At 59.6% G+C, this 13,945-nt stretch carries 9 protein-coding genes; 4 read left to right on the plus strand and 5 right to left on the minus strand.

Annotated elements, in window-relative coordinates; all coding sequences use genetic code 11:
- Positions 1–152 precede the first annotated feature (152 nt).
- A complete protein-coding gene (locus tag K9B35_RS04895; RefSeq protein WP_224921103.1) occupies positions 153–356 on the minus strand; it encodes a helix-turn-helix transcriptional regulator in 204 nt (67 codons plus the stop codon).
- 679 nt (positions 357–1,035) lie between these two features.
- Here K9B35_RS04895 and K9B35_RS04900 point away from each other — a divergent pair.
- Together K9B35_RS04900 and K9B35_RS04905 are read left to right on the plus strand one after the other, a co-directional pair.
- Positions 1,036–1,272 (plus strand): sigma factor-like helix-turn-helix DNA-binding protein, encoded by a 237-nt coding sequence (locus tag K9B35_RS04900; RefSeq protein WP_224920694.1) that lies wholly within the window; start codon positions 1,036–1,038, stop codon positions 1,270–1,272.
- A gap of 61 nt (positions 1,273–1,333) precedes the next feature.
- The gene (locus tag K9B35_RS04905; protein WP_224921104.1) at positions 1,334–2,230 is read left to right on the plus strand and encodes a HEPN domain-containing protein; all 897 of its coding nucleotides are present in this window, start codon (positions 1,334–1,336) and stop codon (positions 2,228–2,230) included.
- 272 nt (positions 2,231–2,502) lie between these two features.
- Here K9B35_RS04905 and K9B35_RS04910 read toward each other — a convergent pair whose 3' ends face one another.
- Together K9B35_RS04910 and K9B35_RS04915 are read right to left on the minus strand one after the other, a co-directional pair.
- The gene (locus tag K9B35_RS04910; protein ID WP_224920695.1) at positions 2,503–3,963 is read right to left on the minus strand and encodes a hypothetical protein; all 1,461 of its coding nucleotides are present in this window, start codon (positions 3,961–3,963) and stop codon (positions 2,503–2,505) included.
- Positions 3,951–8,423 (minus strand): ATP-binding protein, encoded by a 4,473-nt coding sequence (locus K9B35_RS04915; protein ID WP_224920696.1) that lies wholly within the window; start codon positions 8,421–8,423, stop codon positions 3,951–3,953. The genes K9B35_RS04910 and K9B35_RS04915 overlap by 13 nt, the downstream gene beginning before the upstream one ends.
- A gap of 438 nt (positions 8,424–8,861) precedes the next feature.
- Between K9B35_RS04915 and K9B35_RS04920 the strand changes: the two genes are divergently transcribed.
- Positions 8,862–10,118 (plus strand): tyrosine-type recombinase/integrase, encoded by a 1,257-nt coding sequence (locus K9B35_RS04920; protein WP_224920697.1) that lies wholly within the window; start codon positions 8,862–8,864, stop codon positions 10,116–10,118.
- A gap of 526 nt (positions 10,119–10,644) precedes the next feature.
- On the opposite strand, the gene K9B35_RS04925 is transcribed toward K9B35_RS04920, so the two are convergent.
- Both K9B35_RS04925 and K9B35_RS04930 read right to left on the minus strand, forming a co-directional pair.
- Entirely contained in the window at positions 10,645–11,151 is a 507-nt protein-coding gene (locus K9B35_RS04925) for a hypothetical protein (protein WP_224920698.1), read from the minus strand.
- A 3-nt stretch (positions 11,152–11,154) separates the two neighbouring features.
- A complete protein-coding gene (locus K9B35_RS04930; protein WP_224920699.1) occupies positions 11,155–12,228 on the minus strand; it encodes a toll/interleukin-1 receptor domain-containing protein in 1,074 nt (357 codons plus the stop codon).
- A 116-nt stretch (positions 12,229–12,344) separates the two neighbouring features.
- Between K9B35_RS04930 and K9B35_RS04935 the strand changes: the two genes are divergently transcribed.
- Positions 12,345–13,448, plus strand: a complete 1,104-nt coding sequence (locus tag K9B35_RS04935) for a hypothetical protein (protein ID WP_224920700.1) — start codon at positions 12,345–12,347, stop codon at positions 13,446–13,448.
- Positions 13,449–13,945: the final 497 nt, after the last annotated feature.

Below are 13,945 nucleotides of genomic sequence, written 5' to 3' on the forward strand. Positions count from 1 at the left end.
GATTAGGTGTCGCCTCCCTCGAGGTGATCGGCGCGCAACCTACTGGAGCATCGTCCACGGGATGGGTGCGGATGAAGTGTCACCATAAGCATGTACCTGCGTCAGTCATCGTCTTGACCTCGCGAGTTGCAAAGGTGACCGGGAGACGGGCATTATTCCCTGGCACAGCTGTAGTGGATAGGGTTCCGCAGCCATTCCGCTACGGCTGACTCGCGCCAGCCAGAGCATCGCACGCTGATCGCGATCTGCTTGGGGAACGTCCCCTGATTGATCTTCCGATAGAGGGTCGCACGGCTGAGACCGGTGGCGTCGAGGACCGCAGGAAGGCGGAGAATTCGGTCGATGGGTTCCGTCATGGTGGGTGCTTTCTGGTGGCGTTCAGGGATCACGCGCGTGCGAGCGGGAATTCGCAAGACCTGAGCCGTGTGATCGAACTAGCGGAAAGGAATACCGGCTCTGGCGTAGGCTGATCGTTGACTGTTTGCGTCCTGGCGTCCTGCGCGGCCGCGCTCTACGGCGCATGCGCGCCGCCGAGTCGCTGTGCGTCTCGGCCCATCCGGGTTGCGATCGCTGACGCGCCGGCGTTGCCGGGAAATTGAACGCGGATTTGGATGAGCGTGCGCTGGCGGACTTCTGCGAAGCCGCCAGGGTCCGCAGCATATTTGCTTTGCCGCGTGGCTCACTCAATCCGGGCGGAGGGCGCGGCGGCGGCTGGCGCACAGTTGCGCGCGCACGCCGCCGCGACGGCCGTCCGGATTCGAGAGTGCGTGTTGGTTGGGCTCCCTTGGAGCCGTGCGCTGGCGCGCAGGATCTGCGGACGCCGCGCTTTGCGCGACGGCGCTGTTTGCGGCCCCGGCAAAGGGGGTGGTCGGTCGCTGCCCTTAGTCCCGCCGCGGCATGCCGCAACCCGGCTGCGCCGGGTCCTCCGCTGCGCTGCGGCCCTGCGGGTGCGGCCCGCCTCGATCGGCGGGCCTGCGGTGCGCTCCTTGCCGCCCACCCCCTTTCCCGGGGCCAATGCGGTTTGAGGAAGGAGGCATGACGATGCGGTGGAAGTTCTGGCAGCGGGCATCCGGCGTTGACGCCGAGCTGGTCCGGCTGAAGCGTCGGGTGCGGCGCATGGATGCCACCACGCGGGCGGTGTTCCTGATGCATCGGCTGGACAGCCTTGGCTATGCCGAGATCGCCGCGCGTCTCGGGATCGCGGTGGCCGAGGTCGAGCGGCGGATTGCCGAGGCGATGGTCGTGCTTGTTGAGGCCGACGCCGAAGACTGAAATGGCGCGGACGCGATAGGCCTTGCCTTCGCGTCCGCGCATGCCACAGGTTTAGCCAATGTTGCGGACGTCTCTCGACCATCTTCCAGCCTCCCGGCAGCGCGAGCTTGCCCATGTGACGCGCGTGCTGTGCGAGGAGTTCGAGGCCGCGCATGCGATCGGCACCAAGGACTGGAAGAAGGCCCGGCGCATCTTCAAGATCGTGCTCTACGGATCGTTCGCGCGCGGCGACTGGGTGGACGATCCGGTCGGGGGGTATCAGTCCGACTATGACATCCTCGTCGTGGTCAACGACGAGCGGCTGGCCGAGTTCGAATATTGGTCGGCGGCCGAGGACCGGTTGATGCGCGATACGACCATCACCAAGGCACTCAGTGCGCCGGTCAATTTCATCGTCCACTCGCTGACCGATGTGAACGCCCAGCTTGAGAAGGGGCGACCGTTCTTCGTCGATATTGTGAGCCAGGGGATCGCGTTGTGCGAGGCGGAGGGGTTTCCGTTTGCGCAACCGCGCGACCTGCCGCCGGAGGAAGCCCGCGCCGAGGCTCAGCAGCATTTCGACAAGTGGTTTCCGAGCGCCGACGCATTTCTGGCGTCCGCCAGTTTTCTGACCGATCGCGGCGACAAGAACGAAGCGGCGTTCAATTTGCACCAGTCCGCTGAGCGGTTCTACCACTGCGCGCTGCTCGTGCTGACCCTCTACAGCCCCAAATCTCACAAGCTGAATTTCCTGCGCTCGCACGCCGAGGAAATCGCGCCGGAACTGATCGCCGCTTGGCCTCGTGCGGACAAGTTCAGCCGCCGCTGTTTCGAGCTGCTGCGCCAGGCCTATGTGAACGCCCGCTACTCGCCCCACTACGAGATCAGCGACGAGGAACTGCGCTGGCTGGCCGAGCGTGTCGCTGGACTACAGACCCTCGTGAAGGCCGTTTGCGAACGTCGGCTGGCCGCTGGCTAGGCACGGCTCTCAGCTTCAGAATGGTATGGTCGGTCCTCGCGTCGGGGGCAGCGAAATTACGATGGCGAGATAAAAGCACCGCCGTCGCTCTGGGTGCATCTGGTTGTCAAACATAGAGAAATTGCGCCGTCGCTCAAATGGCGCTGCCGTCGCCCAAGCAAAAATGTCGAGTAAATACAGAGAGGGAGGCGACGGCTGTCATGTTGATGGCCGCCCTTTGGCTGGCCTTCATGTCGCTTCCTTATACGGAAGCGTCGGTAATGCAGGCCATCTCACATCATGAAAAACAGTGACCGCTCGGCATGCATAAACTCCCCATAGTCCTTTTCACGACGCCAAGTTTGCAGCCGAGCGGACCACGCAATTTTTCGTCCCAAAACTGAGGCCTGACTCTCGAGAAGCTGCCGCTCCATAAGGGTCCAGGTTCCGCATCGAGTATGCCCCTCGTTACGAGGATAATTTGGGCTCCAATGGTCCTGCCAATATCGAGTGGCCGCCACTTCTCGGTGATCCGAATCGACTGCGATGCGGTCCCGCTCTCCACGGACCCGGGCATATCCAGGCAACATATATCTGGCAGGAATCGGGATACCGGCAGAGTGTAGATGCGCTTGCCAATAACCAAAGGGGATTGGAAAAATCGCGCTACATACCGGTAGCGCGTCCCCGGTCTGTCCTGCTTGCAGAGAAGTCTCAATGGGGGTGTCGGGTCGCTCTTGATCGATAGCGAAGGAACGATGAGCCAGCAAAATATCAGTCGGCTCGCGCGGAAATTCGCTTCCCAGCGAAAAGTCGGTGGTGACCAAATGAGCGGACAAGCGCAAGGCACCGTAGCGCTCCACCGTGGCGTCCAGAGGTACATATAGCGATACTAGAGCCTGATCATTGTCGGGCTGACTGGCGATCATCGCGCGCAGGATAGATTCGAATTGATCCGGATCCTCGACGCAAAGCTCAGGCGAATCTTTCAACCACGGCGGGCGTCCGAGGGGATCAAGCTCAAACAGTCCTCGAATGGAAGGCAACAGTTCGCTTACATAGAAGCCGGCTTCACGCTGTTCGAAGCCCCACTCAGCCACCGCGATCGAGAAGGTTCGTAGATAGGCTGACCGATACACTTCACTTTGGCGCGGGGAAAATTGACCAATTATCCCATCGCGCACGTCACCAAAATCGCCGAAATAATACGGGTATTCAGTAAACTCCGCCTTGATGCGGTCGCATAGCTGTTGCCATTCATAGGCCCATTGCCGCACGAACGGGAGGCCGCTCTTCCGTTCCAGACTAGCCAGATTGCTCGAAAGGACGACGGGGACATGATGTGTCTGATGGCGCTCGAAGTATGAGCTTGGTGCAAAAGTTGACGACACCGGTCCGGAATGGGCACGCCACCAAGCGGTCCCGCCGATCTCATCATACGTAGCCTGAAGCATGACCTCGGCTAAGATTGATGGATGCTGGATTCGTTCTCGCACCCTTGCAAGATCGGGCAGCGCTGCTTTGCCCACCATCAACAGTATCGTCAGGAGAGTGCAAACATCCGACTCCAACTCAGCCCGTTCGAGAGCAGCGAGAAGCGCATCGGTCGAGGCGGCGCGGGTTTCGGGATTTTCGATCAGGTCCCTGACACCTCGCGCAGCTTTCCAACGCGCGAGCGGTACTGGCCAGAGGAGCCGATTAAGCAATAGCTCAAGCGCCAGAGCGCGATCTGTAGGAAGCGCTATGGTAGCCATGCCACCTCCCCAATGGGTTGGTCGCGCGTCTCAGCAACAAAGGTTTGGACCAGCGCGTCAGTGACGCGCACGGCCTCCTCGACCTGTCCAGCCTGCACAAGGAAGCGAACTAAATACTCCGATCCGATCGAAAACCATAAGCCAGAACGCTGGCGGTAGAGGGTCTGCTCGCTTGTGTCGCGAATATAGTCCCGCCAGCGTTCCGGATAGTAGCGGGCGGCCATCTCAAGGCGGTTTTCGACATCTTTTCGGCCGGACAAGAAACGCGACCAGCCGTGGCGTTGGATATGGGCACGGACCAACCAGCTATAGGCTCGATCTTTTCCTTCCGCTGCAAGGCTGATCTGGAAAGCGTGGTCGAGCAACTCCTCAATCGACCAGACATTATCATTAACCTCAAGATAGGTCTGAAACGCGCGGAGCGCTTGGAGCGCGCGACCTTGGGATGCCCAGTGATCGAGCCACTGTCGCAAAAGATCGGGCCTTCTGCGGTAACCGACGTCGGCTTTGGTGATCTCTTCAACGAACGCTTCAAAGCGGGCTGGCGCGAAGCGAGTTGGATTCACGGCACGATTTGGCTCGCGGTCGGCCCAATCGCTATCTGAGGAATGGCGGTCTAACCCTTCGAGCGGCTCTCCGCCCAAATAAAGCAGTTGCTCAGCGTGGAGCGTTTTCGCTGCGAGGCTCGCTGCTCCGCGCGCCTCCAATTGGATCAGGAGTTTACGGTCAATCAGCGAGCGCGAAAGAGCCCGCGCCTCCGGTGTCTCGAAGTCGATCGCGCCAAATGCTGCTTCGACACATTCATCCGCATAACGCCACTCGTTCCGGTGCAAGTGGTGCGCGTGGAGGGCACCAAGCCGTACTGGCATCGTGATGCCAACGGTATCAATCAGGCACGAACGGACGTGGTCAGTCTCGTCGCCATCGGTAAAGTAAGTAATCTTTTCTATGATGGGTGCTACAGCTCGGATCCAGCGCTCGCTCTGTAGCGGGTCGGCCGAATGCACGAAATCGATGGCCTCGAGCATTTGCAAGGCGCTCAGATCTTTATGGTTGCCGTATCCGAGCAAGCAATCGGCCGCACGGCTGATCCACTGCTTCGAATCGGGGATGCCATAGAGCCAGGCGAGCGCGGCAAGCTGAGTCCAATTTTCACCACGCTCTGCAAAATCGCTGACTTGAGAAGCGAACTTCTCGGCGAGGTCGGTTAGGAGCCGCGCTGCCGCATTTGCACTGAGATACGGAACGCCATCGTGGGCGTTATCACTAAGCCAAACCTCATCGACCCAGTGTGCGGAGCCCCGTGCGATCTCAAACTCGTCAAACGGAATTCGCCACTCGCGGCTGTCTTCGGAGCCGATGTGATTGAGATCGATTGCGATCTGATTGATCGCCTTCCGGAACGCGATGTATTGGAAGTAGTCTTGCTCGGTATCATTGTTAAAGGTGACCGGCGCGAGTTCGGCCATTGCCACGAAAGGCGTCGAAAAAGACAGGGGCACTTTGCTACCGACAATTTCTTGGGCAACCTGATCGAGTGTGGCGAGTGCGGTCGCCGCCCATCCAAGCGCAGTACGGTCGAGGTCTTCATAGCCGTTCCCGGCGTTGTCGGTCTTAAGCTGTACAATCCGCGTCCAAAAATAGTCGCTGAAAAAGTGCTCCAAGGTTGGGCTTTTCTCACTTCGATAGCGACGCTTGACGATGTCACTCGGAGCTGGCGGCCGGTCAAGCCGGGGCTTCGCCGCGGGATCACAAAACACTGCCCGCGCGGCGAGCAAAGGCGAAAGGACCTGCATGCGACCAAGAAGCTGCCTCGGATCGCCTCCTTGGCGCCAAGCAGCGCGCAGCATTTCCTCTTGGGCCCGTCGGCGCGTCTCACCATGAGCTTTCCCACGAAGAGTCCGCCGCAATTCTTTCAGTCCGTCGATTTCTCCCGCCGCACCTAAGGCCTGAACCAATCGCGCGTAGTGGGGATGGGGATCTCGATAGCGAGCTAAGAACCGCAGGACTTGGGGTAAGCCCTCTGCTCCTGCCCGCGCCGAGCATCGGATAAGGCTGGCCGACAACTGATCGAAATCTTGGCCCGGCTTGTGACGAAGCACGATCCAAGCATCAATCCGCCGCCACAGTTCGGTAACCGCCGCTTCGACGATCGCGCCACGTTTCTCAGGTAACGAATAGAGCACAAGCTGCGTCCATTCGTCGTCTTCAAGCTCGACGGGCGCATCGATAAGATTCTCAATCTGCTGAGAATTGCCGTGCGCGGCGAGGCCAATCGCCCTGAAAAGGCCAAAAGCACGCGCCTGAAACCGTCGCGCGCTGGTCACTCGATGTCTAATTGCCCGCAAGGTCACGGTGTGCGCAAAATCGTAACTATTAAAAGCGGCCCGTTCAGCGGCTGCAATTATCTTCTCGATTTGAGTTTCGGACCATCCCTCAGCAAGCGAAGCGACCGCCCAATCCCGCGTACATCCGGCGAGTAGATCGGTCGCGTCGCCTAGCTCCGCTCTCGCCAGCCAGAGCCAGCCCCAGCGCCAATAAGCCGGTGCTTCTTGGTCCAGCCACGCAACGATGCGCGGTAGCAACGCTCGATACGCTTCGTCATGGTCGCTGGATTCACGCACCCAAGCGAAGAGGCTCGCGTGAAATGGTGATAGACCGGAGGCGCGCGGTTCGAGAAGGAAGGCGATCTCGTAATAGTTGCCGAAGCAACTGCGGACTCCTTCGCTCGGCCAGTAAAAATCGGAACCGGAGAGGCCGTGCAGGAGATCGCGCGCGCTCTCGCTGAGCGATAGCCAAAGCCATCGGTAGTAGTTGCGTATATCGCCGTCCGGGCACGGAGGAAGCGCCTCGACCAAGTCGGCGCGGAGCGGCTGTCCGGTAAGGCGCAGGTTCTCAAGTGAGTAGATCAGATGCAACGGATGGCCAGCACTAATCTTGAACAACGCGCCGGCGATTGCATCGATCTCGGCCACCCGGTCCCCTGCCTCATAGGCAAGTCGCAAGGGTCGATCAGAGTCCTGGTGGCGGACCCAGCGATGAACAGCGGCCTCATCCATCGACGGGATCTCAAGCCAATCGGCTACGTTAGCTCGCTCAAGAAGCGACTTTGGGAGCTGCGCGTCGGGTACTTTCTGAGTACCCACCAGCATGGCCACATTGTCAGGCAGCGGAAGGATGATGTTGAATAGATGGTTCAACTGATCGACGCGCTCGGTATCGCGCCAGACGTGATCAAGTCCGTCGATAATCAGGTAGAGTTTCGCGCCCTCTGCTTTGAGTGTTTCTGCAGCCCGTTCCAGCGTCTCGCGCAGCGCGCTCGCGTCTTCGTTGTCATTCAGCAAATCGCGTCGCTGGCTTCCCAATTGGTGAAGGAGAGAGTTCGCGATTTCAAAGAAGGAGGTACGGTTCCCGGCCTGATCGTTTGGCAGAAAATAGTGATGGCGCAACACGACGCTTTTCGCCGCATGAAGCTCGGCAGTAAGATAACTTAGATAGGTGCTCTTTCCCCGCCCCGGACTGCCCCAAATGATCGTGAGTGGGGTACTTGGGGTTTCCGTACGCCTGCGCAAACGCTGATCGAACGCTACGCTAGGGGGAGCGTAGTGCTCGGGGACAGAAAAATCCTGCCGAATCGGCAAAGGCCGTTTGCGTGTGATGAGCTGGATCAGATGGTCACGTAGAATCTTACCGTCGGGTGCCGGTGATCCACGAAACGTTGCCCAGCGACGCACCTCGTCGCGCAAGCGAAGCCAACCAGCCTCGTCGGTGTCGCTCGGAATAAGTTGGTCGCGGAGAGAGTGCTCAAATTTTGCGAGGTCTGGAAGGGCGCTGACAAAGTCAAAGGCGTCGAAGAATGCGCGAGCATTTTCCTTGCCGCCGCACTCATCCTCGACCCTAGCTCGTAGATCGCTTTCGAGGCGATCGAGGTCTACATTGTGCGAATTGAGGCACTCCGCGAATTCGGGTGATGGGCGACGATTTGTACGCAACCCGGCGCTGGCGATTGGCGCGCGCAATTGCGCGCGCAAGAAGGCGCTTGCCCATTTGGCAAGCATCGAAGTACCTCGCTTTTTGCTCGCAAGCAGCCACTCCCAATCTAACGGATACCTCTCGGCATCCGCCGTGAATTTGACTTGGACGTAGTCGATGCGGCCGTCTTGGCGAAAGGCGATCACATCATCCAGCGATTGAACCTGTGGGTCTTCTGCTTCGAGTTCGACCCAAGCGTAGAGGTTGGGATCACGGAAGTGTCGGATCAGGACCTCAAGCCCAGCAAGGTCCTGATAGTCAAATCCCGCTCGAACGATGGCGGCCTTCTTGATCAATGCTTGTCGCGCCACGCGCAAACATAGCTGATTGCAGAGGTTGACCGCAACTTCGAACGTCTGCTGCTCCGTTTGAATCTCACGTTTTCCCGAAAGGTGACTGCGCGGCTTGGAGGGGGCAGCCTGATCCAACCGTGAGCTTCATGATGGCGGTTCCTGCTTTCAGGTTCTCGCACGCCCTGACAGTGCGGATAGACGACAATCGATATTCGCAAGCGGATGCGGTTCGCAAACCGGCCAAACCGACGAGATCGCTTAAGCGATTCGAAAGATGCCAAAACGTGCCACTAAATCCGCTAGGAAATGTGGGACCAGATGTGGGCGCTCTTCAGTGCCAAGCTTCGAAAATGGCGCAGTTCTGCCATTTTCCGCTTGACGATGGTGACCCCTACGAGAATCGAACTCGTGTTTTCGCCGTGAGAGTACACGCAACGGGGGGTGTTTTGGTCCGCATGGACGACTATGTATCCGTTGTAATTCAATCTGTTATGGAGATTTCCGTCCTTCCGCGTCCAGCCCATTTCTGCTACGGTTTTGCAGTAAATTTGCAGTAAGTCCGCGAGGCAGAGCATGGCGCGCATCATCCGCAACCAACGGCTCGACAGCAGGAGTGCGCGAGCGCTGCTCCCGAAGCGCCACGCGCCCTATTGGCATCCGCTGACGCGGGGCAGGGCGCTCGGCTATCGTAAAGGAGCAAAGGGCGGGATCTGGATCGCTAAGTATCGCACCGCCGACGGCAAGCGTGAGCAACTGCTGCTCGGCGCTGCCGACGACGCCTTTGATGGCGAGACTTCCGACGTGCTGACCTTCGCTGCCGCGCAGGCCAAGGCGCGGGACTGGTTCGAGGCGCTGGATCGGGACGCGGGCAGAAGGCGTCCGCGCTACACCGTCGAGGACGCGCTCGACGACTATATCGCCAACTTCTCCGGCAAGTCGCTCGATAAGACCCGCTATGTCATCGACCGGCTCGTGCGGCCCGAGTTCCTGAACGTGCAGGTGAGCGACCTCACCACCGAGCGGTTGCGCGCGTTCATGGAGAAGATCGCGTCGCGGCGCTCGGTCTACCGCGCGAACAAGAGGGGTGTCCGCAAAGAGCGGCCAGTTCGGGACGATGCCGCACGCGTCCAACAGGCGAACGCCAATCGCGCGTTCACCCCGCTTCGCGCCGCGCTCAATCGCGCATTCGCGCTGGGCAAGGTTGCGGACGACAGCGCGTGGCGTCGGGTGAAGCCCTACGCCAAGGTCAGTGCGCCCCGTATTCGATACTTCACGGGCCCTGAGATCCATCGCCTGATCGAGCACGCGCCCGACTGGTTCCGGCCGCTGATCCAGGCCGCGCTGCTAACTGGCGCGCGCTGGTCGGAAATTCACCGCGTGCGCGTGCGGGACGTCGATCTGATGAGCGGCGTGCTGGCATTCCCAGATACCAAGAACGGGCGGCCGCGGTTTGTGCATCTGAGCGATGAAGGCATCGCGCTCTTGCGAGGGCTCTGCACGGGCAAGCGAACCGACGAACTCGTGTTCCTCAACCAGCATGACCGGGAGCTTGGCACCTCGCATCAGATCAGGCCGATGCGCGAGACTTGCGATGCGGCGGGTGTTGAGCATGCAGGCTTCCACATCCTTCGGCACACCTACGGGTCACGGCTGGCAATGGCTGGTGTGCCGATGGCGGTTATCGCGGAAGCGCTCGGGCATGCAGATGAGCGGATTACCCGCAAGCATTACGCCCATCTATGCCCGTCTTACGTTCGCGATGCGGTGCGGGCAGGGCTGGGGGACTATGGAATTGTTCAGAAGCAAGTCGGGCTGCGTCTCGTTAGGTAAACGCCCTGCGAATTGATCGAACTTTGGCTCCAACGGACATCCCTACCTATGTACTCATTCTGGCCTTAAAATTTACCGAACCCCGGCACATCGAAAGAATCTAGAATTTTCGCAATAGCAAAGCACTGAAGGTACTTTGACGAATGGGGCATCTGGATTTAGTTGCGCCTAATATTGACAGGAACTAATCTTTGGCGTCGGCCCGATCAGTGCGGTCTCGCGAGCGCATCAGGTTCGGTCGTCGATATAGAGTATATGCGCGTGGTGACGTTGGGCGAACCTAATTCCGTATTCTTCCGCCTTCTCCAGCGCGTCGTGGTCCGCGAATTCGCTTGTTGCTTGCATTGGCGATTTAACCGAGACGACCGCGTGAATCCAGTCACCCCGGCGTGTCATCACGAGATGAGCTTCGATCCGCCCAGCGTGCCCATTTTTATGCCTGACTATCTCCATCACTTCGGTCTCCTGCGAGAGCAATATCTTGAAGCCTGCCGTTTTGTTGGGGGTGCTTCAAGTTAAGGTGCGGTCATTGAGCTGGGATGGCGCGATCCTGCGTTTGGACAAGATCGACTTCGAATAGGACCCTGCGGTTCTCGCCAGTGCCGAGTGTGACGGTCCAACGTCGAAATCCCACCGCATAGTCCTCGCGTGCTTCTGCCAAACCGGAAATGAGAGGTACGACTTGCCTGGAATAGAACGCGTGCCCATCCAGCTTTGCCGCAATGCCCAAGCTTGTGTTGCGCCGGACCATGGCGCCGAGGGGCACGTCGTAACTGTTGGGGTCAAACGCCGAGGCAGGATCGACCTCGATTCCCACATTCGGAATCAACACTCCCTTGTGAGCGTCGTTCCCAGAACTGCGGAATGCCCCATATCTGTGTGCCTCGGAGAGACATACGGCGACGGGTTCTTCCAAAGTGCCGCCTATAAGGAAACTATATTCGAACGGGCTCCGTGGGAGCAACAGCGTCAGCGGCAAAGCATCGGCCAGCGGGCCGACCGAAAATTCGTCCGGAAAAAGCATCTGGTTCACTTTCTATCGCTGTCCCTGCTGTAGGGGCGCGATCAGCAATCCCCAATAAAGCTCCGCGGCGCCCTCCTGTGACAGCTTGGCGGCCTCATCTTGCTGACGTGAATAACTCGCCATCCCCATGCTACGCAGAAACATGGATTGGTCATCCGCCACGACGGAGAGGCTCTCGTTCAGAGAGTTGTTCGAGTTGGTTTCGCCATACGCAAACGCGATGCCGTCTCTGAGCATGGAACTACCGATGAAGATGGTGCAACGGGAGACCGCCTGACCCGCACGATAGATCGACGCGGTGAAGCGGTTCGCATCGACGCGGCGAAAGCTCCCTTCGATTCCGGGGTTACGGGCCCCCAGTTCTGCGAGCGATGTGTCGAAAAAGCGCGCGATATACTCGAAGCTTTCGTCCTTGAATCGATCGCGGTCTCGTTCGGAAAATGTTTTCGCGAGGCGCAAATTGCTCGAGCGAGGTGCAAAGCCTTGTCTTGCGGGGACGCTGAGAGAGGGGGGCTGCGCAACGCTGCGCATTTGTGGGGCCGCTGGAGTGAAAGGGGCGGGCTTGGGCAAAAGGCGTGCCGCTGCCTTGCGGATTGCCCCGGCGACTTCGACGAAGGCCTGATCGCGATCGGGCGACAGCGTAATTGGCTTGCCGTCGGCCGGGACCGCATTCAACTTCCCGAAAGGTGCTCCTGTCCAACCTTCCGATGGGCGCAGAATTACGGGGATTACAATTGCCTCCCCGGCATCATGGCGCGCCATAGCTCGCAGCATTTCCTGGTCATAGCAGTAGTCGGAAGCGAGGAAGTCAGGGCTGACGAGCAGAAGGATGATGTCGTCATTCTCGACGTGACTGCTAATCTGAGCGTGCAACTCCTGGCCGGCGTCGATGCGACGATCATGCCAAGTGTCGATGACACCCTGTCGCTTGAGCATCGCCAGCTGAGTTTCAAGTTGGTCGCGGAGCGCCTCGTCCTTGTGCGAATATGAAAAGAATAGTGTAGCCAACTGCTTCTCCTGCGCGATGCGGCGAGTAGGCATCTTATCTGCGTTTCGTGTTTCACCATCAATGATTTTTCGGAACATAGGGGAAACGCGACGTTTGCGATTCGGAAGGACCAACCAGACATGGCCTTTGGCAGAAGAACGACCGCCTCACAAAAGGTAGATCTGCAGAGCGGTGTATTTGAGAAAGGGCTGTGATGGCGGACGAGGAACAGGACGTGGGGGACACTCTACTTGAAACGCTTGGCTTCACCGTGGACGAGTTGGTGCAGCTTCCGGCGGTGGCTAGGGCGCTGGTCTCAAGTGCACGCGCGCGGCGCGCTTTCGGCGAACTGGAAGAGACCTCGCCCGAAACTATCTCGCGCATTTGCCAGACACTATTAAGTGAATCATTCGCGGGTGGTTTGTCTCAAGCGGGAAAATACAGCTTGGTGCTTGCCGGGCGAAGCGAGCCTTCGCCGCTGCAATCTTGGCCCGCGCTGCTCGACCGGCTTTTTGCCGAGCCTCCTGTCCATCGCGATGCAGCCGAGTGGTGGCTTCTATTCACGACCCTCGCGACGTCTATCGATTTTCAGCTCGGGGTCTCGGTAAGCCCACACCGGGAAAACCGGCTGACCGGCCACCTTCTTCAATCCTTGGCGTCGCACGGGAAGACTTGGGGTGCCCTATTGGCTCGGCTCCAAGAGAGGACCAGAAGCAGGCTTGCGGTACATGAAATCGACCTTGAACTGCTTGGTGGCGAGCAGTCCACTGGCGGCGACTTCGGCCTGATCCTTGAGGTCGATGGAAGAACTGTCGAACCACCCGAACGAGGTTCAGCGCGTGAGCGCATTGTGCCATTCATCTTTCAGGCCAAACGGTATGAGCGGCCATATGCGAGCGTGTCGCAGCATAACTCCCGGAGGGGTTATCAGCGCGACCTGCTCGCCTCGAATGAGTGTGCGTCCGCCTATATCTTTTACGAAAATGGGGATCGTGCGATTCCGGCTCCGCTTCCGCCACTGGTCAAGCCCGTCGAGGCAGTGACGACGTACGATAGAACCAACGTTCTCGAGGACAGCGTCGACTTTGCGACCTATTTGCTGAGCGGTTTGAAGAGCGAACACAAAGCGCCGCGTGCGCGCGATCCGAGTGATGCTCTACGCATGATATTCTCGGGGGCCGACATCGGCCAGTTGGCGAGCTTGGTGGTGGTATCGGGCTCACCAGATTCATTGGCCCGATATACTTCTGCCCTCACATTTCTTGGACATGAGCTGCGGTCGTCCGACGATGAGCAGTGGGTAACTCAAAGCGATTGAACAGCGTTCCGCGCGGGCGGCGCGACCGCGCTCTATTTCGCTGCGCTCCGCCGAGGCCCTGACGTGCCTCGGCCCTTCCGGGTGATGATCGCGAACGCGAGCGGCGGCGGCATGCCGCCCAACGCGGAACGCGGGTTCAGCGGGGCGTACACTGGCCGCATCCTGCGGAGCCGCCAGAGGCCGCGTGTTGTGATTGCCGCGTGGCACACTCGATCCGGCCGGAGGGCGCGGCGGCGGCTGGCGCACAGCTGCGCGCGCACGCCGCCGCGACGGCCGACCGGTTTCGAGAGTGCGTGTTTGTGGGCTCCTGGCGGATCGGCAAGCGCGTGGCGCTTGTGGGCTGCGGTCAGCGCTGCGCGCTGGCGTTGCTGGTTTCGGCCGCGGCCAAGGGGGGTGGGCGTCGCTGCCTTCTAGTCCCGCCGCGGCGGGCAGCAACCGGCGTTGCCGGTCCTTCACGGTGTTACGGCCCTGCGGGTGCACCCCGCCTCCGATCGGCG

The organism is Sphingomonas sp. R647, from assembly GCF_020177055.1.
In the GTDB taxonomy this organism is placed as follows: Bacteria; Pseudomonadota; Alphaproteobacteria; order Sphingomonadales; family Sphingomonadaceae; genus Sphingomonas.

What these genes read in the sequence shown, in the direction of transcription:
- K9B35_RS04930 (WP_224920699.1), bottom strand. Translation starts at nt 12,228, where the DNA reads ATGTTCCGAAAAATCATTGATGGTGAAACACGAAACGCAGATAAGATG.
- K9B35_RS04895 (WP_224921103.1), bottom strand. Translation starts at nt 356, where the DNA reads ATGACGGAACCCATCGACCGAATTCTCCGCCTTCCTGCGGTCCTCGAC.
- K9B35_RS04900 (WP_224920694.1), top strand. Translation starts at nt 1,036, where the DNA reads ATGACGATGCGGTGGAAGTTCTGGCAGCGGGCATCCGGCGTTGACGCC.
- K9B35_RS04910 (WP_224920695.1), bottom strand. Translation starts at nt 3,963, where the DNA reads ATGGCTACCATAGCGCTTCCTACAGATCGCGCTCTGGCGCTTGAGCTA.
- K9B35_RS04935 (WP_224920700.1), top strand. Translation starts at nt 12,345, where the DNA reads ATGGCGGACGAGGAACAGGACGTGGGGGACACTCTACTTGAAACGCTT.
- K9B35_RS04920 (WP_224920697.1), top strand. Translation starts at nt 8,862, where the DNA reads ATGGCGCGCATCATCCGCAACCAACGGCTCGACAGCAGGAGTGCGCGA.